Raw genomic sequence first — 23795 nt, forward strand, 5'->3', positions numbered from 1 at the left:
CGTCTCAGAAACGACCACGTTAGGGCACTTCGATGCCGGTGAGCAGGGGCCGTCCACACCATCATCCGTGTCTTGTGGCTCGGCTTCAGCCATGTGAAGGTGTGACAGTCGGGGGAGCCTACTGGAAGTAATACCCCACGCCGACGATGTAGTCGCCGACCCGCTGGATCATCGAGCGCTTCTTTTCGACCCGGTTGTCGACGCGGTTCAGCCACATATAGTCCACCTCGCCCTTGCCGGTGGAGTTGGCGATGTTGATCATCTCGTGGACGATGGCCTTGCCCTCGGCGTCATGCAGGTTCGAGGCGTCCGAGCCGGTCAGCTTGGGGTTGCCACCCGACGCCATGTACTTGCCCTTCAGGTCGAAGACGAAGACGTAGAGGTCGCGGGCGACGAAGCCGCCCTTGGGGTCGTTGAAGGCGGCGAAGGCCTTGTCCGGCCCGTCGCTCTTCACCTTGCCCACGGCGCGGTCCAGCAGCACGCGGGCCTGCTCCGGCCCCATGGAATCGCCGAAGGTCTTGAGATAGGCGATCAGGTAATCCTGCTCGGCGCGGTCGGTGATGGCCACGTGGCGCATGCGGGTGCCGGGCACCACCTTGTCGTTGCCGGCGATCCAGGCGCGCAGGTTGTCCTCGGTCCACACGATGTTGGCCGCCTTCAGCGCGTCGGAATACATGAAGGTGGGCAGCGACGCCGCCGGGCGCCCCACCACGCCGTGCAGGTTGGGGCCGAAGCCCTGCTTGCCGCTTTCGGCGGAATGGCAGGCCTTGCAGCGCTCGAAGACGTGGCTTCCGGCGATCTCCTCGACGGTGGCGGCGCCGGCGGGCAGGGCGGCGGTCAGCAGGGCTGTGCCCAGCAGGGCGGCAGGCAGGCGTTTCATGGGTCCAGGTCTCCCCCGACAGTCTCGATTGGCGGGGAGGCTAGCACCCGCCCCGACCCTCAGCCATTAGACCTAGGGACAAGCCCCCGGCGGGCGGCCAGCACCAGGGGCACGCAGGTGCGTGCGTCGCCGTGGATGGATACGCAGTCCAGGCACTGGAAGCATTCGGCGTAGTCGATCCGTCCTCTCCGGTCGATGGCGCCATAGCGGCAGCGGACTTCGCACAGCCGGCAGGGCGTGCCGCATTCGGCCCGCCGGGCGAGCCAGTCCCAGCGCCGCAGCCGGCCCGCCACGGCCAGGGCGGCGCCCAGCGGGCAGACAAAGCGGCAGAAGCCCTTGTAGGTCACCAGTCCCAGGGCCAGCAGCCCGCCGGCATAGGCCACGAAGGGCCAGGAGCGCTGGAACCCCAGGGTGATGGCGGTCTTGAACGGCTCCACCTCCACCGCCCGGTCGGTGGCGCCCGGCACCGCCAATGACAGCAGAACGGCCAGCAGCACCCCGTATTTCAGCCGGCCGAGGCGGGCGGGCGACCGCCATTGCGGCACGCGAAGCACGTGCGCCACCTCGCCGACCACCTCCTGAAGCGCGCCGAACGGGCATAGCCAGCCACAGAAGGTGCCACGCCCCCAGACCAGCAGCGAGACCAGGGTGTAGAGCCACAGGATCACCGTGAACGGATCGTACAGCAGGAAGGACGGGCCGCCGCTCTGGATCAGGCCGGTCAGGTTGACGATGGATAGCTGCCCCTGGCCGAACCAGCCGATGAACACCAGGGTCACCATCAGGGCGGCGAAGCGGGCCGGCCACAGCAGGCGGGGGCGGGCCAGAAGGGGGGAACGCCCACTTAATCCGGCGGTCAGGGCGGCCAGGAAGGCGAGCAGCGCCGCGATCTCCCAGGCGCGGCCGGTCCAAGACGACAGCCACGGCGGGGCGGGGGCCTCGATCCTGGGCCGCTCGAACCGGTCCGGGTCGGGGCGGTGCTCGGCGGGGAAGTCCCGCGCCGCCGCCTCGGACCCCATGTAGGAATGGCGGCGCACCACCCTGAGGCCCAGGCTCCACGGGCTGGAGGGATCGAAACCCAGCCTGGTGTCCACCCGCAGCACCAATCCCTCGGCGAAGGCGGGCAGGCCGGGGGCCAGTTCCAATTCCACGTCGGCGTCGCGCAAGCTGACCGGAAAGCCGCCCTGGCGCAGCGTCAGGCGGTCGGGCACGGCGTTGCGCACGAAGCCCTCGCCGGTGATGGAGACGGGGCCGGTGGCCAGCACCAGCAGCGGCTCCTCCCAGACCTCCACATGGCGGCCCACCCGGCGCATCATCTCGGGCGTGGCGAGATTGCCGGCCACCACGGCGAGGCCGAGATCGGCGAACCACAGGTCGACCATCACCTCGGCCCCATCGCCGTCCTCGGCGAAGGCGGTGCCGGCGAAGGCCCGCTCTATCTCGGTGCGCGACAGGCGCAGGTGGCCGATCAGCCCGGCGGCCACCATCTCGTCCCAGGTCATGGGGCGGAAGCCGCCGGGCTTGGGCCGCCCGGCCGGCTTGGGGGCGATACCGGCCAGCTTGTCGCGGGCCACCCTCAAAGCGGCGGCCAGGATGGTCTCGTTGGCGATGCGCACCGAGGCGGTGGCCTTGGATACGCCGTCGATCATGGTGTTGGCGCTGGTGTCGCGGTCCCGGTCGTGGGCGCCGCCCACCTTGATGTTGGCGCCCAGCGACAGGCCCTGGTACTGGCGCAGGAAGTCCAGCAAGGGCCGGGGGCCGAGGCCGCTGACGAACACCGGTTCGTTCTGCTCCAACAGGCGCACGTCCAGGAACGTGCCGTTCTTGTCCATGGCGATCAGCAGGTTGATGGGCGCCCCGGAAAAGCCGGGCAGCGGCGCCAGATCGCGGGACTCGAAGACATAGCCGGTGAAGGCGCCGCCGCCGTCCAGCAGGGTCCAGATGGGCAGCGCCGGGTCCCTGGCCCCCAATTGCAGCGGCGGCGTGATCATGGCCGCCATGTCCTGGCGTTCCAGCCGCGCCCGGGCGGGCAGGGCCATGGCCAGCAGCAGGAGCAGGGCGCTTAGGAGGATGCGCACGCGGCATTCCTCAGGCGCTCCAGCCGCCGGCGGGGCGGCGGGTGGGGATGGTGGAAGGCGGCCCACAGCCTTTCCGGCTCGGGCGCCTGGGCGTTGGCGCCGTAGAGGTGCCGCAGGGCGCGGGCGAAGGGTTCGGCTCCGGCCTGGGCGGCGGCGTGGGCATCGGCCTGTTCCTCCCACCGGCGGATCAGGCGGGCTTCCAGCGGGCGGACGGGCAGGGCGAGGACCGGGGCGGCCAGCACCAGCAAGGTCAGGGTGGTGGTGATGTCCCCTCCCGCCCACCGGGCCAGGACCAGCAGCAGGGCGGCCAGTCCCAGGCGCCAGACCAGGAACCACTCCCGGTGGCGGTGCTCCAGATGTCCGGCCTCGTGGGCCAGCACCGCGGCCACTTCGTCGGCGGGCAGGGCTTCGACCAGGGTGTCGTTGAGGATGATGCGCCGCCTCGGCCCGATGCCCTCGGCCCGCGCGTTGAGCTGGCCGGTGCGGCTGCCCTCGTCCGATATCCACACGGGGACCGGGGCTTGGAAGTGCGATGGGGTGAGGATACGGCCCGAGGGCGGCGCCATCTCCCGCCACAGCAGCAGCGCGGCCAGGGCGACCCAGGCGGCGATCCAGCCGCCGCCGGCCACCACCGCCAGAGGCAAGGCGGGGGCCAGTTCCTTGATCAGCCGCCTTGCCTGCTCGGCCAGGAAGCTTCGGGGGTTCCATACCCCGCCCAGGCGGCGGCCCCAGGCGGCGAAGGGCAGATCGAAGGCGGCGCGGACCACCAGGGCGGCGGGCAGGGCGCCCCAGGGGCCGCAAACCTCCGCCAGCAGAGCGGCACCGCCCAGCGCCGCCAGGGCGGCCAGGGCCGAAAGCCCGAGGCCGCGTGCCGCCAGCAGCCTTACCCGGCCGCTTTCCTGAATCAACGCCCGGCCCTCGGCATGGTGGCGCAGCCAGTCCTGGGCGCGCCCGGCCAGCCATGCCTCGAGGGCGGCATGGGCAAGGGCGGCCAGGAGTACTGCCTGAAGCATGGAGTTAGACCTATTGCCAATTGCCGCGCCGAGGTCCCGGCAAACACAATGCTGCCGGATGCGACGGGTAATGATACGGAGGCAAGGTCTCTGTATCAATAAATATAAAGTACAATGCCAACGAGGGGCTGACATGTCTGGTATTGATGAAGTCAAGGATACAGACGTCATTGAGCTTCATCCCATGTATATGCTGCGTTGGGAGGAGTCTGAGCAGGCTCATATCCTTCTGTACCCGGAAGGTATCGTGAAGCTGAACTCGTCGGCAGGTGAAATACTGAAGCGTTTTGTCGGTGGGCGTCTGGTGGCCGAGGTTGTCGCCGAATTGTCGGCGCTGTGCCCGGACGAGGATATCGCCGCCGACATCCTGGTCTTCCTGGAGATTGCCAATGACAAAGGATGGACCCGTCGCAAGGCCGCTCAGGCTTGACGGACAGGGCAAGCCGCTCTGGCTGGTCTGCGAACTGACCTACAAGTGCCCGCTGAAATGCCCGTGGTGCAACAACCCGCTGGAATTCGGCTCCATCCGCAACGAACTGTCCACCGAGGAGTGGAAGCGGGTGCTGCGCGAGTCCCGCGCGCTGGGCAGCCTGCAGCTGGGCTTCACCGGCGGCGAGCCGCTGGTGCGCAACGACCTGGAGGAACTGGTGGCCGAGGCCGACGGGTTGGGGTTCTACACCAACCTGATCACCTCGACGGTGGGGCTCAATGCCGAGCGGCTGGCCCGGCTCAAGGCGGCGGGGCTGAAGCAGATCCAGGTCAGCCTGCAATCCCATGACGCCACCACCACCAATACCCTGGTAGGGGCGCCGGTCCACGATCACAAGATCGCCATGATCCGTGAGATCAAGGCCCAGGGCTTCCCGGTGGTGCTGAACATTCCGGTGGTGCGCCAGAACATCGCCCACACCACCGCCTATCTGGAACTGGCCCTGGACCTGGGGGTCGATTACGTCGAGTTCGCCAACGTCCAGTACTACAACTGGGCCCTGGTCAACCGCGACGAACTGATGCCGACGCTCGACGAGTTGCGGGAATCCGAGGCGGCCATCAATGCCTTCCGCGCCAGGGTGGGCAAGCGGATGACCGTCTATTTCGTCATCCCCGACTACTTCAACGGGCGGCCCAAGGCCTGCATGAACGGCTGGGGCTCGATCATCATGACCATTGCCCCCGACGGGCTGGCTCTGCCCTGCCAGGAAGCCCGCATCCTCAAGGGTCTGGACTTCCCGTCGGTACGCGACCATTCGGTGGAGTGGATATGGAAGGAGTCACCCGCCTTCAAGACCTATCGCGGCGACGACTGGATGAAGGAGCCCTGCCGCTCCTGCGACGAGAAGGAAAAGGATTTCGGCGGCTGCCGCTGTCAGGCCTATCTGCTGACCGGCGATGCCGCCAATCCCGATCCCGCCTGCTCGAAATCACCCTTCCATCACAAGATCGATCAGGCGATCATCGAGGCCCACCGGCCGCAACGCAATTCACGCCCCCTGGTCATGCGTCAGGCCGGGGCGGCATCTTAGACCTATTGGCAATTTCGAGGGCGGGGCCGGGGGCGTAGGCTGCTTGGGCGTATCTCTCTCAAACCGTGAGGACCTGCCATGAAGTGGGAAAAGCCGGCCTATTGCGACCTGCGCATGGGCTTCGAAGTCACCGCGTACGTCTTCGTGCGCTGACCATCGGCGGGAAGGGGGCCGGCGACGGCTTCCTTCCCGTTGTCCTCCCGAGAGAGTTCAATATGGCGCTTCCGCCCGGATACCGGCGCACCCCTTTCGACTCGGTCGGCGGCACCTTCGCCTGCGGCCTGATACTGACCGTTGCCGTGGCCCTGCTGGCCCGCTTTCTGGCCCTGGGGCATCCCTGATGACCGATGGACTGATCGATGCCGTGCTGCGCTGGGCCCACGTGGGAGGCGCCCTGGTGTGGATCGGCCACAACTACGCCAATTTCATCTCGCGCCCCCATTTCGTTCCCTTCGCCGGCGAGGCGGTGGCGGTCGATCCCTCCGGCAACGATTTCCAGGCGAGGCTGTCGCGCGAGCACGGCACCTTCCGCTGGGCTTCCCTCCTGGTGTGGTGCACCGGCCTGGCAATGCTGTGGCGCGCCGGGCTGGTGGCCGACGCCCTGAGCCTGAGGGGGGCGGCGGTTCCCATCGGCCTGGGCTTCTGGATCGGCACGGTGATGGTGCTGAACCTGTGGCTGGTGCTGTGGCCCCATCAGAAGAAGGTTCTGGGCTTCGTTTCCGCGCCCTTGGAGGAGCGGGCGAGGTGTTCGCGCGTCACCTTTCTGTCGGCCCGTGTCAACACCATGCTGTCGATCCCGCTGCTGTTCCTGATGGTGGCCGGGGCGCATGGCCTGCTCCTAGACTAGTCGCCTATGCCTATGGATAGCCGGCCACCGCGCAACCGCGGAAATACCATTCTGAGCCAGGGCAAGGTATACTTGCCGCAACCACCGCATTCGAACAGGTGGACCGAGGGAGTGCGTGCGGACGTGACCTCCGCCGACAACGGATTGAAGCGCGGGTTCAGCCAGGCTGCCGACGCCAGGGTCGCCGTGGCCGAATTGCGCGCCCAGATTCACCAGTCCGACATGGCGGTCGTGCTGTTCTTCTGCTCGCCCGCCTTCGACCTGGACCAACTCGGGGCCGCCATGAAGGAGGCTTTCCCCGATACCCTGACGCTGGGCTGTTCCACGGCGGGGGAGATCACCCCCATGGGCTATTGCACCGGATCGCTGACCGGCCTGTCCATGAGCCGGGACGTCTGCCACGCCGACGCCGTCTATATCGACCAGTTGTCGGAATTCGCCTTCAGCCACGGGCTCGACTCGGTGCGCGCCGGGCTGGCCCGCATGGCCGAGACCGAAGGCCCCGGCTTTACCCAGGGCACCTTCGCCATGCTGATGATCGACGGCATGTCCAGCGCCGAGGATTCGGTGCTGTCGGCCCTGCATACGGGATTGGGCGAGATTCCGCTGTTCGGCGGCTCGGCCGGCGACGACCTCAATTTCCGCCGCACCTGGGTCTATCGCGACGGCCGTTTCCATTCCGACATGGCGGCGCTGGCCCTGGTGCACACGCCGTTTCCCTTCCGGGTGTTCAAGACCCAGCACTTCGTCGGCTCGGACACCAAGATGGTGATCACCGGCGCCGATCCCCTGCGCCGCATCGTCACCGAGATCAACGCCGAGCCGGCCGGCCGGGAATTCGCCCGCATGGTCGGCCTGGACGTCAAGGAACTCACTCCGATGATCTTCGCCACCCATCCCGTGGTGGTGCGGGTGGGCGGGGCCGATTACGTGCGGTCCATCCAGAAGGTCAATCCCGACGGCTCGCTGTCGTTCTTCTGCGCCATCGACGAGGGGCTGGTGCTGTCGGTGGCCCGGACGGTGGACCCCTACGTCAATCTGGCCCAGGTGTTCGACGACATCCGGACCGAGATCGGTCCGCCGCAGCTGATCATCGGCTGCGAGTGCGTGCTGCGGTCCCTGGAGATGGAGCGCACCCAGATGAAGCAGCGCATGAGCGACCTGCTGATCGCCAACAACGTGGTGGGCTTCAACACCTATGGCGAACAGTTCAACGCCATGCATGTCAACCAGACCTTCACCGGCGTCGCCCTGGGGCCGCGGCGGCGATGACGGAGATGTCGGCCAGCCACGGTACCGCCGAGGCCGACGAACTGGCCCGTCTGCGGGACGAGAACACCAAGCTGCGCAAGATCAACAAGGTCCTGATGGACCGGGTCGAGCGCGCCACCGACTGGCAGGGCAACGCCTTTTCCCTGTTCCAGGCCTCCATCGTGCTGGAAGGCAGGGTGGAGGAGCGCACCATCCAGTTGGAAGCGGCGTTGCGCCAGCTTGAACTGGTCAACAGCGACATGTCCCGGGCCAAGGAAGCGGCGGAACAGGCTCAGCGCCGCCTGCGTGACGCCATCGAGACCATCTCGGAAGGCTTCGCCCTGTTCGACGCCGATGACCGGCTGGTGCTGTGGAACAGCAATTACGTGGGTCTGATCAATCTGCTGGGGCAGAGCGTACGGGTCGGCACGCCCTTCGCCGAGGTGATCCACAATGCCGTCGCCAACGGCGCCATCCGCGACGCCTTCGGCCGCGAGGACGAGTGGACCGCCGAGCGCATCGCCTATCACCACCATCCCGACCGCTCGTTCATCTACCGCCTGAGCGACGGCCGCTGGGTCCAGGTCACCGAGCGGCGCACTGACGAGGGCGGCACCGTCTCGCTTTATACCGATATCACCGATATCAAGGACATGGAGGAAAAACGGCGCGAGCGGGAGCTGGCGGAAAAGTCCGAACTGCTGCAGGCCACCCTGGAAAGCCTGTCCCAGGGCGTGGCGGTGTTCAACCACCATCTGCGGCTGGTGGCGTGGAACCAGCGCTATGTGGACCTGCACCATTTCCCGCCGGGCCTGATCCGCGAGGGCACCCATTATTCCGAGGTGCTGCGCCTCAACGCCCTGCGCGGCGAGTACGGGGCGGGCGATCCCGAGCGGCACGTGGCCGAGCGGGTTTCAACCGCCCTGGCCCGGCTGCCGCGCGCCTTCGAGCGCCGCCTGTCGGACGGCACCATCGTCGACGTCTCCAGCAACCGCATGCCCGATGGCGGCTTCGTCAGCACCTACAGCGACATCACCGAACGCAAGCTGGCTGATACCAGACTGCGCGATTCGGAAAGCCGCCTGAAGGCCGCCGCCCGCGACCTGCAACTAGCCAACGAATCCCTGGAACGCCGGGTCGACCAGCGCACCGCCGAGCTTTCCGCCGCCAACCAGGCCCTGCATCTGGCCAAGATCGCCGCCGAGCTGGCCAACGCCTCCAAGACCAAGTTCCTTGCCGCCGCCAGCCACGACCTGCACCAGCCGCTCAACGCCGCCCGCCTGTTCGTCGCCGCCCTGGCCGAGCAGGAGGCCATGGACAAGAGCAATCGCGATCTGGTGGTCAGCATCGACAACGCGCTGGAGGCCATCGACGGCCTGCTGCGCGCCCTGTTCGACATTTCCAAGCTGGACGCCGGGGTGATGACCGCCGAACCGGCCGGCTTCGAGGTGGGGCCGCTGCTCGAGCAGTTGCGCAAGGAATACCTGCCCCAGGCCCGCGAAGCGGGCATCGACCTCAGGGTCATGCCCTGCCGGGCGGTGATCCGCAGCGATCCCCGCCTGCTGGGCCGCGTGCTGCGCAACTTCCTGTCCAACGCCCTGCGCTATACCGAGCGGGGCCGTATCCTGCTGGGCTGCCGGCGGTGGGATGGCAGGCTGCTGATCGGCGTCTGGGACAGCGGCATCGGCATTCCCGAGGAGAAGATGGGCGACATCTTCCAGGAGTTCCAGCAGATCGCCCTGCCGGGGCGGCGGCGCGAGAAGGGCATGGGCCTGGGCCTCGCCATCGTCGAGCGCATCGCCCGCCTGCTCGACCATCCCCTGGAGGTCCGCTCCCGCCTGGGGCTGGGGTCGTGCTTCGCCATCACGGTACCGCTGGCCGACCGGATCACCGCCGGGGCGGTGACGGGGCAAGGCGCCGTGCCGGCCGCCGACCGCGACGCGCTGAGCGGCCTGCCGGTGCTGGCCATCGACGACGACCCCAGTGGGCTGGAGGCCATCACCGCCCTGCTGACCGCCTGGAAGTGCCGGGTGACCCCCATCCGCTCGCGGGCCGAGCTGCACGGCTGGCTGGGGGGAAAGCCCGAAGCGCCGCGCATCGTGGTGGCCGACTATCACCTGGGCGACGGCAGTAACGGCGTCATGCTGATCGAGGAGTTGCGCGCCCATTTCGGCGCCGATCTGGCCGCCTTCGTGGTGACCAGCGACCGCACCCCCGGTCTCAGGGCCGGATTGAAGGAAAAGGGCCTCGCCATGCTGCCCAAGCCGGTCCAGCCGGCCCGCCTGCGCGCCCTGATCTCCCATCTGGCGCGGTAGAGACGCCCGTGAGGTTTAGGTTGAAGCACTCCCCACGTGTCGCGGCCGAGCTTGATCCACGTCTGTCCGGCTTGAACTTCGGGGGCCGGAGGGGCCGCTGCTTCACCACCAAGACACCAAGGACACCAAGAGGGCGGAGCCCCCGGAACAGCCTGAGAAGCAGGGTGTTGAACGGGTGGGTAAGGCGCATCCGGAGAAAATCCTCTTGGTGTCCTTGGTGCCTTGGTGGTCGATCCGGCTTTTTTCGTATCCCCGTATCGGTCGAATGCTGCCGGACCCGGGCAAGGCGCCGGGAAGCCGATTTCACCAAACTCGGATAGATTCCAAGCCTGGAGTGCATCAGCTTCAAGCTGAAGCACTCCAGGATTCTGTCTGTACGAAAAAGCTTTTTCAGGGCTCAAGCGCCGCTCGGGCTTAAGAGTTCTTCGACTTTCCGATTCAGCTTAAGTGCGAAGAACTCTAGGCGGTGGCCGCGTGGGCGGCGCCGTCTTCGTCCTCGGTGCGCTTGGTCTTGATCACCGCCTGGGTGCGCGAGTGGACGCGCAGCTTGCGCAGCACCGACGAGACGTGGACCTTGACCGTGGTGTCCGAAACCTGAAGCTCGTAGGCGATCTGCTTATTGGAGCAGCCGCGCACCAGGGCTTCCAGCACCATGCGCTCGCGCACGGTCAGGGCATCGACCCGCTCGGCCGATTCCGGGCGCCGGCGGCCCTTGGCGTCCACCAGCGGCGGATAGGTTCCGCCGTCCAGAACGACGGCGATGGCCGAGCGCATGGCGTCGCGGGTCAGGGATTTGGGAATGAAGCCCGCCGCGCCGCAGACCTGGGCGTGGAAGGCCACCGCCCGGGATTCCACCCCGGAAAACAGGATGATCGGCACGTCGGGAGCGGCGATGGACAGGCGCACCAGACCGGTCAACCCGTCGGAATCTGCCAGGGACTGATCGATCAGCATCAGCCGCACCCCGTTGCCGGCCGCCAGCAGGTCGACCACGTCGGCGATGGTGGCGGCCTCCAGGCAGCGGGCGGTGGGCAGGGCCTCCTCGATCAGGGCCCGCAGGACCTCGCGGAACAGGGGGTGGCGATCAGCGACCAGGACCAGCATGACTTCCTTGTATCCACCGCCGGGAATCGGCATTGGGACGATTATGGAAAGCGGCCCCCCAGGCGCCTATTGGCAATAGGTCCACAGTCGTGGGGCGGCGTCGCCCCCGGATTCGGGACCTAAGTCGAATTCCGCCGCCCGGCGGCGCCATGCCATCCTCGGCAGGTGGTATTGGAGGTCCATGCCTTGCTCATGGCTCAGGCGGATGGCGGCGGCGCACTATCCCGGAACCGGTCGGTTTCCGGGGCGGCGCTGCTGTCCGCCCTGCTGCATGCCGGAGCGGCGATCCTGCTGATCGGCTTCCAGGCCGCTCCCAGGCCCGATGAGATGCCGGAGCCCCTGGCTGTCGAGGTCGTGCTGGAGGCGCCGCCGCCGCCCGTGCCGAGCGGTCTTCCCGAGCCTCCCGTGGCGGAGCCGCTTCCGGCCCCGGCGAAGTCGGCGGCGCATGCGGCTCCCGCCGCCCGGCTCCGGACCATTCCGGCGTCCCGGCCATCCCCGCCGGCCGCCGTGCTCCCCGAGTCGGGAGAGGCGGCCCCCCAGGCGCCGGCCGTTGCCGCCGCCCCGGTCGCCGCCCCGGCGGCTTTGGCCGAGGCGGTGGATTACGGAGCCTATGTGGGGCGTCTGCACGAGCGCATCGCCCGGTATCGGGTCTACCCGCCCCAGGCCATGCGGCGGCGCGAGGAAGGCGACGTGCGGCTGCGTATCCTGCTGGCCGGTGATGGCTCCTTGCTGGATATCCTCAGTCTGGCCGAAGCGTCGGCCCAGTTGACCCGGGCGGCGCGCCAAGCCATCGAAAGCGCAGCGCCGTTCGATCCGCCGCCCCGTGGGGGCGGCGGCGAACGGCGGTTGGCCTTCGATGTGACGGTGGCGTTTCGCCTGCGCTGAGCGCCTTTTCTCAGGCGGCCAGATGGGTCAGGGTGCTTTCCAGGCGGCCCTGGGTGGCAGCGTCCAGGGCGAACTGGAAGCGGGTGAAGTTGCCTTCCGAGCCGACGATACGGGCCCGCACCGGAACGTTGTCGATGGAGACTTCGACGACCGTTCCCACCGGCTGCGGCAGCGACGTCTCGATGCGACAGCCGTCGCTGGATACGTCCACCATGGTGACGGTCGCCCGCGGCGCGGAGCCGGCCTGGACAACGATAGAGGTCCGGCACTGGCGGCGCTGGCTGTGACGGCGGTCGCCGGCCGTCTTGATGGCGGACAGGAAGTCCGAGACCTCGGTGGCCAGCTGGTCCGACTGCTTCGACAGTTCGTCGGCGGTGCCCAGCAATTGATGGGCGGCCCCGCCGGTGGTGGCGGCTCCCTCGTTGACCAGGGTGATGGAGGCGGTGACCTCGCGGGTGCCGCTGGACGCTTCCTGGACGTTGCGGGCGATCTCGCCGGTGGCGGCGGTCTGCTCCTCCACGGCGGCGGCGATGGCCGAGGCGCTTTCAGTGATGCTGGAGATGGTGTGGCCGATGCCGCCGATGGCGCTGACCGCGTCGCGGGTCACCGCCTGCACCGAGTTGATCTGGGTGACGATGTCCTCGGTGGCGCGGGCCGTCTGGGTCGCCAGATGCTTGACCTCGTTGGCCACCACGGCGAAGCCCTTGCCGGCATCGCCTGCCCTGGCCGCCTCGATGGTGGCGTTCAAGGCGAGAAGATTGGTCTGGGCGGCGATATCGTTGATCAGGGTCACCACCTGGCCGATGCGGCTGGTGGCATCCGACAGGGACAGGACGATGCCGTTGACCCGCTCGGCCTCCTCGGAGGCGCGGTGCGAGATTTCGGTGGAGGTGGCGACCTGCCGGGCGATCTCCTGCTCGGAGGCGGCCAACTGCTCGGCGGCGGCGGCCACCGTCTCCACGTTGACCGAGGCCTGCTCGGCGGCGGCGGCCACCACGGTGGACTGGCGCGAGGTATCCTCGGCCACCGAGGTCATGGACTGGGCCGAATCCCGCAATTGGTGGGCCGAGGCGGTGACGCCCTTCAGCACGGCGAAGACGCTGGTGTTGAAATCGGCGGTCAGGCGCTCGATGGCCTCCTGGCGGCGGTTGCGGGCGGCCTGTTCTGCGGCCTGGGCGGCCTCCAACTGGCGGCGGGCGAGGCCGTTCTCCTTGAACACCTCCAGCGCCCGGATCATCTCGCCGATCTCGTCCTGGCGGGTGGTCTGGCGAATCTCCACGTCGAGGTTGCCGTCGGCCAGTTCCCGCATGGCGGAAATGCTTCGCTTGAGCGGCAGGGCCAGGCTGCGCTTGGCGATGGTCCAGCTGAGGGCGATGGTCATCAGCCCGACCAGCACCGTGGTTCCCACCACCATCTGCAGGGTGTTGTTGGCGGCGGTCAGGAATTCCGCCTTCTTGATGCCCACATACAGTACGCCGATGACGTTGCCGCCGGCATCCTGGATGGGGTCGTAGGCGGTCATGTAGGGCTCGGCCAGAATTTCGACCTCACCGCGGAACGGGGTCTTGCGGTTGAAGACCGAGTCGTAGGCGGCGGTCTTGGCCAGCTGGGTGCCCACGGCGCGGTTCCCGTCGGCCTTGATGACGTTGGTGGTGACGCGGGTGTCGCCCATGAACACGGTGGCGGTGCCGCCCACCAGGGCCTTGACCTTGTCCACCACCTCGAAATTGCCGTTGAGCACGTGGTCGCCGGCCATCAGCTTGCCGTCGGCGACGCTAAAGGTGGTGCCCTTGGCCTTCAGGGTGTCCCAGGCCACCTTCATGTTGGTGTCCACCCGCTCGCGCGCCGCATCGGCGGCGCTGGCGTAGAGCAGCGAACGGCTGAGCAGGGTGACGCTCAATCCCAGCAGGAGAACGCCAGACACGGACAGGGCCATGATCCGGGGGACGATGCCCATGGTGGCGAAGCGGCGACGAAGCGAATTGAACATGGTGCGTACACCTAACGTATTGTTCGTATTATCCCCTACGGATAGCATGATGCTGCATTGCGGCGCCAGTCCGCGAAATGTCTATCAGCGTTGCAAAATGTGACGGGGAACAAGAAAGGCCCGCACTTGCCGTGCGGGCCTTGATCTGTCCGGCGGGACGGGACGGATTACTCCGCCGCCTCGGGCTTGGCGTTGCTGTGGCTGTGGGCCGGCATCTCCGGCCCCTGGGAGGGCATGACGCTGATCAGCGAGGCCACCAGCGCCGCCAGGAACGGCATGGCCTGAACCACCAGGGTCAGCGACCAGATGCGCACGTCGGGGTCGGTGAAGTTGTTGCGCGGGATCAGGACGGCGATGGCGGCGACGTAGTGCAGCAGCGCCAGGGTGGCCTCTTCCGACGCCATCAGGAAGCCCTGGGTGAAGGCCGCCTTGTTGGCCATCTTGGGGGTGCGCATGAAGGGCGTCGACTTGGTGAAGATGCCCTGCCACATGGCCCAGGCGATGGAATAGGTCAGGCCCATGCCGGCGATGGCCGCCAGCGAGCGGCGCTTCAGGCCGCAATTCACCCGCGTGGTGTAGAGGAAGAAATGGTGGAAGATCTTCGCCACGAACACGCCGACGGTGGGCAGGGTGAAGAAGGGCAGCGGCGTGCTGAAATAGCGCGGCGCCACGATCATGCCCAGCGACCACGCCAGCGAGGCCACGGCGAACAGCAGATAGAAGGCGTCGGCGAACCACGGCAGCCAGCCGGCGACGAAGTGGTACTTCTGGCCGGTGGTCAGGCCGGTCTTCTTGAACGGAATCAGCGAGCGCCAGTGGGCCTTGAGAATCTGCACCGCGCCATAGGCCCAGCGGAAGCGCTGCTTCTTGTAGGCCATGAAGGAATCGGGCACCAGGCCGTGGCCCAGGCGGTCCTGGACATAGACCGACTGATAGCCGGCCTTCATCATGCGCAGGCCCAGCTCGGCGTCCTCGACGATGCACCACTCGCCCCAGCGGCCGGCGTCTTCCAGCGTCTTCTTGCGCACCATGGTCATGGTGCCGTGCTGGATGATGGCGTCGGCCTCGTTGCGGAACACCATGCCGATATCGAAGAACCCGGCGTACTCCCAGTTGATCATTTCCTTGAACAGGTCGTGTTCCCATTCGCGGTGATCCTGGGGGGCCTGGACGTGGCCGACCTTGGGGTTCTCGAAATAGGGCACCAGGCCCCGCAGCCAGTTCTTGTCGACGATGTAGTCGGAATCCACCACGCCGATGATCTCGGCATCGGGATGGGTGACGGTGAGCCCGAAGTTCAGCGCGCCGGCCTTGGCGCCCGGCCAGGGGGCGAGGTGATAGAACTTCACCCGTTCGCCCAGGGACTCGCAGTACTCCTTCACCGGCTCCCAGACCTTGGGGTCCTTGGTGTTGTTGTCGAGGACGATGATCTCGAAATCCGGGTAGTCCAGCGCCATCAGGCTGTCGATGGTCAGCTTCACCATGGCCGGCGGCTCGTTGTAGCACGGCAGATGGATGGAGACCTTGGGGAAGCGCTTGATCTGATCGGGCGGCAGCGCCGTGAAGCGGCGCTTGAACTTGCTGGCCCAGGTGAGTTCCGTCACCTCGATGCCGGCGATCAGCACCACGATCAGCAGCAATAGCTGGGCGGGCAGCATGAGGCCCAGCATCAATCCGGTGCCGGGCGACACGTCGCGGATCACCGGGGTGGACATGGTCCAGATCAGCAGCGTGGAGGCGAACTGCACCAGCAGCGCGAAGAAGATCTTGCCCGGCAGCCGCAGCGTCTTCCACTTGCCCAGGAACCAGACGACGGGCAGCAGGGCGATCAGGGTGGCGGTGATGGCCTGGGTCGGCCATTCCTCGAACTCCAGCACCGGACCGATCCAGCTGAACTTGGGCTGGCGCTCGACGGTGTAGATGCCCCAGTGCTTTTCCGACGCGGTGTTGTCCAGGTTCACCTTCCAGGGCTGGTCGAAGGCCTCGACGATGTTGTAGTCGAGATGCTCCTCGTGCGCCCAGTTGACGAAGTTCCGGAGGAACATGGCCTGATTGACCAGCGACGGCTCGGACAGGCCGTAATTGCGCCCGGCCGACGGCCAGCCGACTTCACCGATGAAGATGGGCTTGTCGGGATACTGGTTCTTGACGTCTCTGACCATGCGCTTGGTGAAGTCCAGCGCCTTGTCGATGGGAACGCCGCCCGGCTCCCAGAAGGGCAGGGTGTGGATGGTGATGAAGTCCACTTCCCTGGCCAGTTCGGGATAGTCCAGCCAGATGGCCCAGGCCTCGGCGGTGCTGATCTTCACCCGGTCGGGCAGCGCGGCGCGCACCTTGCGCAGATAGCGGATCATCTGCTCGGGCGTCAGGCGGTGCAGCGTCAGGTTTTCGTTGCCGATGATCACCCGGTCCACGTTGGGATTGTCGCGGGCGATGCGGATGATGTTGGCGATCTCCACCTCGTTGCGACCCAGGCGCTCGTCCAGCCAGGCGCCGGGCAGGGCCTTCAGGCCGTACTTGGCGGCCAGCTCCGGCACCTGATCGAGGCCTTCCAGGGTGGAATAGGTCCGGACCTGATGAACCTTGCCGGCCAGCATGGCCAAATCCTCGTCCATCTCGGCGCGGGTCGGCAGCAGCCATTCGTCCATGTAGGGCAGCTTGCGCACGATGGTCGGGTCGTCGTCGGCGCGCCCCGGACTGAACGAGACGCTGTTGAGAGTGCCGGACCAGGGCAGGCCGCTCTGGGGACGATTCATCATCGCCCAGAAGCCGAGATTGCCCAGAACGATCAGAAGCAGAACCACGAAGCCGGAAAGACGCATGATGCGCGAGGTACCCGTATCGAGTTGCAGGGGCGACCGTCTATCCGGGCCTGTCGTTCCTCACGGCGCGACCCATCGCCCACGCGAGAGCGTCAGGAGGGAGCGGGCGAGGTGGAGCGGTGGCGGCGGGTGCCGTTCGAATCCCTTGAATACTATCTGGATTATTAGCCCAGAGGTCGCACTCTGTCCATGGGAGTGACGGAGGCGAAAAGCTCAAGCGTGTATTGCGTCGCGGCCATGCCGCTCCCGATCCGGGCGCGGCATGGCCGGGTCCGCGTCAGGCGCGGCCGAAGACCCGCCTGAAAATGGTGTCCACGTGCTTGGTGTGGTAGCCCAGGTCGAACAGTTCCTCCAGGGTCTTGGCCGGAATCTTGGCCGCGACCTCGGCATCGGCCTTGAGCAGGTCGAGGAAGTTGGCGGATTCGAGCCACACCTTCATGGCGTTCCTCTGCACCGCCTTGTAGCTGTCCTCGCGGCTCATGCCCGCCTGGGTCAGAGCCAGCAGGACGCGCTGCGAGAACACCAGCCCGCCCAACTGGTTGAGGTTTTTGGCAACGGCCTCGGGATAGACCACCAGCTTTTCCACCACGCCGGCCAGACGGTTCAGGGCGAAGTCCAGGGTGACGGTGGCGTCGGGGCCGATCATGCGCTCCACCGAGGAGTGCGAGATGTCGCGCTCGTGCCACAGGGCCACGTTCTCCATGGCCGGGATCACCATGCCGCGCACGATGCGGGCCAGCCCCGTGAGGTTTTCGGTCAGGACGGGATTGCGCTTGTGCGGCATGGCCGAACTGCCCTTCTGGCCGGGCGAGAAGTACTCCTCGGCCTCGCGCACCTCGGTGCGCTGCAGATGGCGGATTTCGATGGCCAGATGCTCCACCGAGCTGGCGATGACGCCCAGCGTGGCGAAGAACTGGGCGTGGCGGTCGCGCGGGATCACCTGGGTGGAGACCGGCTCGGGCATCAGGCCCAGCTTGGCCGCCACGTATTCCTCGACGCGGGGGTCGATGTTGGCGAAGGTGCCCACGGCGCCCGAGATGGCGCAGGTGGCGATGTCTTCGCGCGCCGCCTTCAGGCGGGTGCGGTTACGCTGGAACTCGGCATGGAAGGTGGCGAATTTCAGGCCCATGGTCACCGGCTCGGCGTGGATGCCGTGGGAGCGGCCCATGCACACCACGTCCTTCAGTTCGAAGGCCCGCTTCTCCAGCGCCGCCAGCACCCGCTCCAGATCGGCCAGCAGGATGTCGGCCGCCTGGGTCAGCTGCACGTTGAGGCAGGTGTCCAGCACGTCCGACGACGTCATGCCCTGGTGCACGAAGCGGGAATCCGGGCCGATATGCTCGGCCAGCTCGGTCAGGAAGGCGATGACGTCGTGCTTGGTCTCCGCCTCGATCTCGTCGATGCGGGCCGAACGGGCGGGAGTGTAGGGCTTGTCGCCCTTTTCCCAGATGGTCTTGGCGGATTCCTTGGGAATCACTCCGATCTCGGCCAGGGCGTCGCAGGCGTGGGCCTCGATCTCGAACCAGATGCGGAAGCGGTTTTCCGGCTCCCAGATCTTGGTCATTTCAGCGCGGGAATAGCGGGGGATCATGGCGCAAGGCCTCCTCAAGCAATCGAGGAGGGGGAGATACCACGAAGAGGGCCGGGATTAAAGTGGATGTGGGTCCGATTGCGGCCAGTCGCGGATATCCACGGTACCATCCGAATAGACCTCGACGATGCGATTCATCAGATCGGTCTTCTGCTCCACCACGTCGAGAACGCAGGCGAAGAGGCGAAGCTGAATATCCGTCGGAATGCCGCCGGGCACGATCACCACCAGCCCGGCATGGACGTTCTCCCGGGCATAGAGCTTCAGGAAATCCTTGGCGTTGTTGGTGACGAAGATAAAGCCCTCGTGGCGGATGATAGGCAGCAGATCGCGGTCGGGCGTGCCGGCAAGACCCCGGAAGACCACATGCGTGGCATCATGGCCCCGGGCATGGGCCAGGGCGACCAGATCGGGCGACAGGCACTCGTCGATCAGGAAGGGGTCGTGCATGACGGGCGCCCCGCCTTTTCCCAGGCAAGGCAGGCATTGATGCCGTCGGAGGGCAGGGACGGATAGGCGCGGAAGATTTCGAAGCGGCTCTTGCCGGTGCGGATCTCGGCCAGGACGGTATCGGCCGGGATGCGGGTGCCGGCCACCACCGGGGTTCCACCCAGGATTTCCGAGTTGCTGACCACTGTCGTCGATGCCATCGCCATCACCCCGACGTCCTGATGCCCGCCGAAAACATAGGGGCGGCGGGCAGAGTGTTCAATCTTACAGGCTGCGGATGCGGCCGTAATGGACGAAATCGGTCCAGGTGCGCTCGAGACGCTGCATGGTCTCCAGCGTGGTGTCCAACTGGGCGGCCGTCTTTTCGTCACCGCCCAGCACGCCGGCCAGATCGTCCTGCAGCTTGCGGATGGAATTGCACAGGGACAGGCCCTTGTCGGTCAGCTTGAGGCGAACCGAGCGGCGGTCATGGGTCGACCGCTCCTGCATCAAGTAACCGCACTCGGTCAGCGCCTTGATGTTGTAGGAAACGTTGGAGCCCTGATAGTAGCCGCGATCCTTCAGGTCACGAATGACCACTTCGTTTTCGCCGATGTTATAAAGCAGCAAAGCCTGGACAGCGTTGATGTCTTCGATGGTCAGACGACGCAATTCCGTACGCAAGACATCGAGGAAATGTCTGTGCAGGCGCTCGATCAAGCGAATTATGTCGAAGTATGGCTGGCTCACGGGGGCGGAGTATAGGGACATTCCTTTGGCTCGACAACAGCCGATTAGCCCCCTATACCCCACGACCGGTTGCGGCTTGACCCGCCCGCCGGGTATTGTCCGATGCGAAGTCTGCGGGAGGATCAGCGGTGAGCGCCAAGCCCAGAATCGTGGTGGTGTTCAACCAGAAGGGCGGCATCGGCAAGACGACCACCAGCGTCAACCTCGCGGTCTGTCTGGCCGAACTGGGGCGCAAGGTCGTGCTGGTCGATCTGGACGCCCAGAGCAACGCCTCGACCAGCGTGGGACTGACCGCGCCGGCGGCCACCGGCGCCTACCAGCTGCTGCGCGGCGAGGTGGATGTGAGCCATGCCTCGCGCGCCACGCCCTATCCCAATCTGCGTCTCGTCGCCGGCTCCGATGATCTGTCGTGGGCCGACGTGGAGATCGCCGTCAAGCCCGAGCCGCAATACGCGCTCGAACGCGCCCTGGAAAGCACGCCGGCCGATGTGGACGTGGTGGTGATCGATTGCCCACCGGCCTTCGGCATCCTGTCGGTCAATGCGGCGGTGGCGGCCGACGTGGTGATCCTGCCGGTGGTGCCGGCGCCGCTGGCGCTCGACGGCCTGCACAAGGCGTGGTGGAACATCCAGCGGGTGCGCACCCACTTCAACCGTAACCTCGACACCATGGGCATCCTGTTCACCATGACCGAGGACAGCGACGTCATGCACCGCATCACCGACGCGGTCACCGCCTCGTTCGGCGGCCGGGTGCTGCCGGTGCGGGTGCCGCGCGACATGAAGGTGGTGGAGGCGGCGGCCCGCGATCTGCCCCTGGTGATCCTCGACCCGGAAAGCCCGGCGGCCAAGGCCTATGCCGATCTGGCCGATTTCGTCGAGGCCCACATGCTGGAGCCGCGCGTCGCCGTCGCCAAGGGGGCGGCGGTAGAGCCGATGCCGGAAGAGGAGGAAGAGGAACTTCCCCCCATCCGCCAGTCGCCGCCCATGGAGCCGGGGCCGGCTCCCGGCCCCAACTGGGACGACCAACTGGCCGAAACGGTGGACATCCTGCCCGAGGTCTCCGACCTGCGCTGGAAGATCGGCGTCGGGATCATGCTGATCCTGCTGGGCGGCTGCGTCGGCTATGCCCTCGGCCGCTGGATGTACATGCCGATTTGACTCAGCCTTCCAGCAGGGTGATGCCGGCGGCCAGGGCGAGGGTGAAGCTTGCTCCCACCGCCAGCAGATAGGCGGCCTGGATGGCGACGCGACGCCACAGGCGGACGGGGAAAGCCTTAGCTGATCTGTCGGAATTACGCATGTGCGCCTCCTCTGAGTGGCTGTTTCTCAGGGAGAATAACCAAGCTGAATAGTTTGGTATTTGACTTTGGTTAGGTGACGATGCGCGAGGCGGGCAGCAGGAACGCGATGCGGGTCCCCTGGCCCGGAACGCTGTCCAGGGAGACGGTTCCGTCGTGGGCCTCGACGAAATGGCGGACGATGGCCAGCCCCAGGCCCGAGCCCTGATGGCGGCGCGACAGCGACGAATCGGCCTGATAGAAGGCCTGCCAGACCTTGGCGTGGTGCTCGGGGGCGATGCCGATGCCGGTATCGCTTACCGCGATCTCGATACCCCCCGGCAGGGGGTGGGCGGAAATGGTCACCGTGCCCGGTCCGGGTGTGAACTTGAGGGCGTTGCCCGTCAGATTGAGCAGGACCTGCCGGATGCGCCGCGCGTCGAGGCGCATGCGGGGAAGGTCCGGGGCGACGTCCACCACCAGGTCGACGCCGGTGACGGCGGCCTTGTGCTCCAGCAGCCGGGCGGCGGTGCGGATCAGGTCGGCGGGGTCGGCCTCCTCCTCGTCCAACTCGGTGCGGCCCGCCTCGATGCGCGACACGTCGAGGATGTCCTCGATCAGGGCGCGCAGATGCAATCCGGCGGAATGGATGAGGTCCATGTACTCCAGATAGCGGTCGAGGTTCATGGTGCCGACCGCGCCGGCAAGGGTGGCCTCGGAAAAACCGATCACCGCGTTGAGCGGGGTGCGCAGTTCATGGCTTACCGTGGCGAGGAACTGTGACTTGGCGCGGTTGGCGGCCTCGGCCTCCTGCTTGGCGGAGACCAGGGCGGCCTCGGCCCGCTTGCGCTGGGTGATGTCGCGGCCTTCGGGCACCAGGAACAGGATGTTGCCCTCGTGATCGGGCACCGGCTTCAGGGAGAAATCCACATAGGCGATGCCGCCGTCGGCATCCACATGGGTGGTCTCGAACCGTACGAATTCCCCGGCCGCCGCCCGCGCGACGGCATCGCGCAGCATGGCGCGCTCCTCGGGGGAATGCTCCCACCAGGGCGTTTCGGCGAAGTGGAGGCCCAGGATCGGCGCGATGGAATCCAGGCCGATGAAGGCCAGCGCGGTGCGGTTGGCGTCCAGCAGCCGTCCGTCGGGCGACAGCAGGCCGATGAACTCGAAGGTATTCTCGATGATGGCCCGCATCTCGACGTTGATGCGCAGGCTGTCGCGCAGACGGGTCTCCGCCTCCGGCGCCAGTTCCACCAGAATCTGGCCGCCGGGCAAAGGAGTGTGGCTGCAATCGGGGCCGTCAACCCAGCCGGGCCGGGTGCCGATCAGCCGGGCCTCCGCCATGCCCAGCGCCCGGCACAGGGTCTCGCCCACATGGGCCAGCATGCCGTCCGGACCGAGGACCGCCAGGGCGCGTGGCGAAGTGGCAAAGGTACTATGATTGGCGTGCGTCAATATCGGCGATCCCATCCAGCCGCCGACAATTATCGCATGACGCGATAAATTCACGAATGTGAATAAGGTATAATTTAAATTCGGCCTCGGCGGCGGTGGGTTCAGCGGCGGGGGCGGGGCGGCGGCAGCCGTTCCACCACGTCGCCCCACAGGTCGTAATCCTCGGCCGCTTCCACCTCGACGATCACCAGATCGCCCGGTGACAGGTCGGTCTCGCCGTTCATGAACACGGCGCCGTCGACCTCGGGGCTGTCGGCCTTGGAGCGGCCGATGGCGCCTTCCTCGTCCACCTCGTCGATGATCACCTCGACGCGGGTGCCCACCTTGGAGGCGCCGCGCTCGTCGGCGATCTGGCGGGCGGCTTCCATGAAGCGCTGGTGGCGCTCCTCCTTGACGTCCTCGTCGATCTGGTCGTCCAGCGCGTTGGCCGGCGCGCCCTTGATGTTCTCGTACTTGAAGCAGCCGACCCGGTCCAACTGGGCCTCTTCCAGCCAGCCCAGCAGCGAGTCGAAATCCTCCTCCGTCTCGCCGGGGAAGCCGACGATGAAGGTGGAGCGAAGCGTGAGGTCGGGACAGGTCTCGCGCCACGAGCGGATGCGGCCCAGCACCTTCTCCTGGTTGGCGGGGCGGCGCATGGCCTTCAGCACCTGGGGGCTGGCGTGCTGGAACGGGATGTCCAGGTAGGGAAGGATCTTGCCTTCCGCCATCAGCGGAATGACCTCGTCCACATGGGGATAGGGGTAGACGTAGTGCAGGCGTACCCAGATGCCCAACTCGCCCAGCGCCGAGGCCAGATCGGTCAGATGGGCACGCACCGGCCGGCCGCGCCAGGTGCTTTCGGCATGGCGCAGGTCCAGGCCGTAGGCGCTGGTATCCTGGGAGATGACCAGCAGTTCCCGCACCCCCGCCTCGGCCAGGCGCTCGGCCTCGCCCAGCACGTCGGCGGCGGGGCGGCTGGCCAGGGGGCCGCGGATGTCGGGGATGATGCAGAACGAGCAGCTGTTGTTGCAGCCCTCGGAAATCTTCAGATAGGCGTAGTGGTGCGGCGTCAGGTGCAGGCCTTCCGGCGGCACCAGCGACAGCTTGGGATCGTGCAGCGGCGGCACGGCGGCGTGCACCGCCTCGACCACCGCCTGATACTGGTGCGGGCCGCTGACCGCCAGCACCGAGGGGTGGGCGCTTCGGATGGCCTTCTCGTCGCCGCCCATGCAGCCGGTGACGATGACCTTGCCGTTCTCGGCGATGGCCTCGCCGATGGCTTCCAGCGATTCGGCGCGGGCCGAATCCAGGAAGCCGCAGGTGTTGACGATCACCACGTCGGCGCCGTCATAGCTGCCGGAGATGTCGTAGCCCTCGGCCCGCAGCTTGGTCAGGATGCGCTCGGAATCCACCAGGGCCTTGGAGCAGCCGAGGCTGACGATGCCAACCTTGGGGTTCGTCTGAGTCATGGGGAAACCGCGCTTGCTGTCAGGAATTGCCGTGACTTAGCGGATATCGGTGGCGAAAAGCAAGCTTTGCGCCCGGCCTCCCCTTGCGACCTTTACATAAGACATCCATTTCTTAACAACGATCCGGAAAGA

Annotated in this window: 21 protein-coding genes; 8 read left to right on the forward strand and 13 right to left on the reverse strand. The window is 66.8% G+C overall.

Annotated elements, in window-relative coordinates:
• Positions 1 to 118: 118 nt before the first annotated feature.
• From CP958_RS24285 to CP958_RS24295, 3 genes are read right to left on the reverse strand one after another with little or no spacing between them, the layout of a single operon-like run.
• Complete coding sequence (locus CP958_RS24285) at positions 119 to 880, reverse strand: cache domain-containing protein (RefSeq protein WP_096704741.1); 762 nt, start codon at positions 878 to 880, stop codon at positions 119 to 121.
• Between the two features lie 59 nt (positions 881 to 939).
• Positions 940 to 2958 (reverse strand): 4Fe-4S binding protein, encoded by a 2019-nt coding sequence (locus tag CP958_RS24290; RefSeq protein ID WP_096704742.1) that lies wholly within the window; start codon positions 2956 to 2958, stop codon positions 940 to 942.
• Positions 2943 to 3971, reverse strand: coding sequence for a M48 family metalloprotease (locus CP958_RS24295; RefSeq protein ID WP_170959098.1), 1029 nt, complete (start codon positions 3969 to 3971; stop codon positions 2943 to 2945). Before CP958_RS24295 ends, CP958_RS24290 begins: the two co-directional genes overlap by 16 nt.
• 133 nt (positions 3972 to 4104) lie before the next feature.
• Between CP958_RS24295 and pqqD the strand changes: the two genes are divergently transcribed.
• From pqqD to CP958_RS27435, 6 genes are all read left to right on the forward strand, one after another.
• Positions 4105 to 4401, forward strand: a complete 297-nt coding sequence (pqqD, locus tag CP958_RS24300; RefSeq protein ID WP_096704744.1) for a pyrroloquinoline quinone biosynthesis peptide chaperone PqqD — start codon at positions 4105 to 4107, stop codon at positions 4399 to 4401.
• Entirely contained in the window at positions 4361 to 5494 is a 1134-nt protein-coding gene (gene pqqE, locus CP958_RS24305) for a pyrroloquinoline quinone biosynthesis protein PqqE (protein WP_096704745.1), read from the forward strand. The genes pqqD and pqqE overlap by 41 nt, the downstream gene beginning before the upstream one ends.
• Before the next feature lie 215 nt (positions 5495 to 5709).
• On the forward strand, positions 5710 to 5835 hold the full coding sequence (locus tag CP958_RS27430) for a hypothetical protein (RefSeq protein WP_277948897.1): 126 nt from the start codon (positions 5710 to 5712) through the stop codon (positions 5833 to 5835).
• Positions 5835 to 6341 (forward strand): urate hydroxylase PuuD, encoded by a 507-nt coding sequence (locus tag CP958_RS24315; protein ID WP_096704746.1) that lies wholly within the window; start codon positions 5835 to 5837, stop codon positions 6339 to 6341. The genes CP958_RS27430 and CP958_RS24315 overlap by 1 nt, the downstream gene beginning before the upstream one ends.
• A gap of 123 nt (positions 6342 to 6464) precedes the next feature.
• A complete protein-coding gene (gene nosP, locus CP958_RS24320; RefSeq protein ID WP_242443129.1) occupies positions 6465 to 7613 on the forward strand; it encodes a nitric oxide-sensing protein NosP in 1149 nt (382 codons plus the stop codon).
• Complete coding sequence (locus CP958_RS27435; protein ID WP_096704748.1) at positions 7610 to 9907, forward strand: NahK/ErcS family hybrid sensor histidine kinase/response regulator; 2298 nt, start codon at positions 7610 to 7612, stop codon at positions 9905 to 9907. Before nosP ends, CP958_RS27435 begins: the two co-directional genes overlap by 4 nt.
• A 459-nt stretch (positions 9908 to 10366) precedes the next feature.
• Here the strand turns inward: CP958_RS27435 and CP958_RS24330 are convergent, their stop codons facing one another.
• Positions 10367 to 11011 (reverse strand): response regulator transcription factor, encoded by a 645-nt coding sequence (locus CP958_RS24330; RefSeq protein ID WP_170959099.1) that lies wholly within the window; start codon positions 11009 to 11011, stop codon positions 10367 to 10369.
• Between the two features lie 192 nt (positions 11012 to 11203).
• On the opposite strand from CP958_RS24330, the gene CP958_RS24335 reads away from it, so the two are divergent.
• The gene (locus CP958_RS24335) at positions 11204 to 11896 is read left to right on the forward strand and encodes an energy transducer TonB (protein ID WP_141400628.1); all 693 of its coding nucleotides are present in this window, start codon (positions 11204 to 11206) and stop codon (positions 11894 to 11896) included.
• Between the two features lie 10 nt (positions 11897 to 11906).
• Here CP958_RS24335 and CP958_RS24340 read toward each other — a convergent pair whose 3' ends face one another.
• The 6 genes from CP958_RS24340 to CP958_RS24365 form a co-directional block, all read right to left on the reverse strand.
• Positions 11907 to 13886 (reverse strand): cache domain-containing protein, encoded by a 1980-nt coding sequence (locus CP958_RS24340; protein WP_096704751.1) that lies wholly within the window; start codon positions 13884 to 13886, stop codon positions 11907 to 11909.
• 167 nt (positions 13887 to 14053) lie between these two features.
• The gene (locus tag CP958_RS24345) at positions 14054 to 16708 is read right to left on the reverse strand and encodes a glycosyltransferase (RefSeq protein WP_096704752.1); all 2655 of its coding nucleotides are present in this window, start codon (positions 16706 to 16708) and stop codon (positions 14054 to 14056) included.
• Positions 16709 to 16985: 277 nt separating this feature from the next.
• On the reverse strand, positions 16986 to 18299 hold the full coding sequence (purB, locus tag CP958_RS24350) for an adenylosuccinate lyase (protein ID WP_096704753.1): 1314 nt from the start codon (positions 18297 to 18299) through the stop codon (positions 16986 to 16988).
• 57 nt (positions 18300 to 18356) lie between these two features.
• Positions 18357 to 18749 (reverse strand): DUF5615 family PIN-like protein, encoded by a 393-nt coding sequence (locus tag CP958_RS24355; protein WP_096704754.1) that lies wholly within the window; start codon positions 18747 to 18749, stop codon positions 18357 to 18359.
• Positions 18731 to 18955 (reverse strand): DUF433 domain-containing protein, encoded by a 225-nt coding sequence (locus CP958_RS24360; protein WP_096704755.1) that lies wholly within the window; start codon positions 18953 to 18955, stop codon positions 18731 to 18733. The genes CP958_RS24355 and CP958_RS24360 overlap by 19 nt, the downstream gene beginning before the upstream one ends.
• A 58-nt stretch (positions 18956 to 19013) precedes the next feature.
• Positions 19014 to 19499: a MarR family transcriptional regulator gene (locus CP958_RS24365; protein ID WP_096704756.1), complete on the reverse strand. Its 486-nt coding sequence runs from the start codon at positions 19497 to 19499 to the stop codon at positions 19014 to 19016.
• Positions 19500 to 19606: 107 nt separating this feature from the next.
• Between CP958_RS24365 and CP958_RS24370 the strand changes: the two genes are divergently transcribed.
• Complete coding sequence (locus tag CP958_RS24370) at positions 19607 to 20638, forward strand: ParA family protein (RefSeq protein ID WP_096704757.1); 1032 nt, start codon at positions 19607 to 19609, stop codon at positions 20636 to 20638.
• Position 20639: 1 nt separating this feature from the next.
• On the opposite strand, the gene CP958_RS26575 is transcribed toward CP958_RS24370, so the two are convergent.
• The 3 genes from CP958_RS26575 to rimO all read right to left on the reverse strand — a co-directional run bounded on the left by CP958_RS26575 (position 20640) and on the right by rimO (position 23663).
• Positions 20640 to 20780 (reverse strand): hypothetical protein, encoded by a 141-nt coding sequence (locus tag CP958_RS26575; protein WP_170959100.1) that lies wholly within the window; start codon positions 20778 to 20780, stop codon positions 20640 to 20642.
• A 70-nt stretch (positions 20781 to 20850) separates the two neighbouring features.
• Positions 20851 to 22146, reverse strand: coding sequence for an ATP-binding protein (locus CP958_RS24375; protein ID WP_242443131.1), 1296 nt, complete (start codon positions 22144 to 22146; stop codon positions 20851 to 20853).
• A gap of 170 nt (positions 22147 to 22316) precedes the next feature.
• On the reverse strand, positions 22317 to 23663 hold the full coding sequence (gene rimO, locus CP958_RS24380; RefSeq protein WP_096704759.1) for a 30S ribosomal protein S12 methylthiotransferase RimO: 1347 nt from the start codon (positions 23661 to 23663) through the stop codon (positions 22317 to 22319).
• Positions 23664 to 23795 lie beyond the last annotated feature (132 nt).

It is taken from the genome of Magnetospirillum sp. 15-1 (assembly GCF_900184795.1).
In the GTDB taxonomy this organism is placed as follows: Bacteria; Pseudomonadota; Alphaproteobacteria; order Rhodospirillales; family Magnetospirillaceae; genus Phaeospirillum.

What these genes read in the sequence shown, in the direction of transcription:
- CP958_RS24295 (WP_170959098.1), bottom strand. Translation starts at nt 3,971, where the DNA reads ATGCTTCAGGCAGTACTCCTGGCCGCCCTTGCCCATGCCGCCCTCGAG.
- CP958_RS24365 (WP_096704756.1), bottom strand. Translation starts at nt 19,499, where the DNA reads ATGTCCCTATACTCCGCCCCCGTGAGCCAGCCATACTTCGACATAATT.
- CP958_RS27435 (WP_096704748.1), top strand. Translation starts at nt 7,610, where the DNA reads ATGACGGAGATGTCGGCCAGCCACGGTACCGCCGAGGCCGACGAACTG.
- CP958_RS24335 (WP_141400628.1), top strand. Translation starts at nt 11,204, where the DNA reads ATGGCTCAGGCGGATGGCGGCGGCGCACTATCCCGGAACCGGTCGGTT.
- pqqE (WP_096704745.1), top strand. Translation starts at nt 4,361, where the DNA reads ATGACAAAGGATGGACCCGTCGCAAGGCCGCTCAGGCTTGACGGACAG.
- CP958_RS24340 (WP_096704751.1), bottom strand. Translation starts at nt 13,886, where the DNA reads ATGTTCAATTCGCTTCGTCGCCGCTTCGCCACCATGGGCATCGTCCCC.
- CP958_RS24345 (WP_096704752.1), bottom strand. Translation starts at nt 16,708, where the DNA reads ATGCGTCTTTCCGGCTTCGTGGTTCTGCTTCTGATCGTTCTGGGCAAT.
- CP958_RS27430 (WP_277948897.1), top strand. Translation starts at nt 5,710, where the DNA reads ATGGCGCTTCCGCCCGGATACCGGCGCACCCCTTTCGACTCGGTCGGC.
- CP958_RS24355 (WP_096704754.1), bottom strand. Translation starts at nt 18,749, where the DNA reads ATGCACGACCCCTTCCTGATCGACGAGTGCCTGTCGCCCGATCTGGTC.
- CP958_RS24315 (WP_096704746.1), top strand. Translation starts at nt 5,835, where the DNA reads ATGACCGATGGACTGATCGATGCCGTGCTGCGCTGGGCCCACGTGGGA.
- pqqD (WP_096704744.1), top strand. Translation starts at nt 4,105, where the DNA reads ATGTCTGGTATTGATGAAGTCAAGGATACAGACGTCATTGAGCTTCAT.
- CP958_RS24330 (WP_170959099.1), bottom strand. Translation starts at nt 11,011, where the DNA reads ATGCTGGTCCTGGTCGCTGATCGCCACCCCCTGTTCCGCGAGGTCCTG.
- rimO (WP_096704759.1), bottom strand. Translation starts at nt 23,663, where the DNA reads ATGACTCAGACGAACCCCAAGGTTGGCATCGTCAGCCTCGGCTGCTCC.
- CP958_RS24375 (WP_242443131.1), bottom strand. Translation starts at nt 22,146, where the DNA reads ATGCTGGCCCATGTGGGCGAGACCCTGTGCCGGGCGCTGGGCATGGCG.
- CP958_RS24360 (WP_096704755.1), bottom strand. Translation starts at nt 18,955, where the DNA reads ATGGCGATGGCATCGACGACAGTGGTCAGCAACTCGGAAATCCTGGGT.
- CP958_RS24285 (WP_096704741.1), bottom strand. Translation starts at nt 880, where the DNA reads ATGAAACGCCTGCCTGCCGCCCTGCTGGGCACAGCCCTGCTGACCGCC.
- purB (WP_096704753.1), bottom strand. Translation starts at nt 18,299, where the DNA reads ATGATCCCCCGCTATTCCCGCGCTGAAATGACCAAGATCTGGGAGCCG.
- CP958_RS26575 (WP_170959100.1), bottom strand. Translation starts at nt 20,780, where the DNA reads ATGCGTAATTCCGACAGATCAGCTAAGGCTTTCCCCGTCCGCCTGTGG.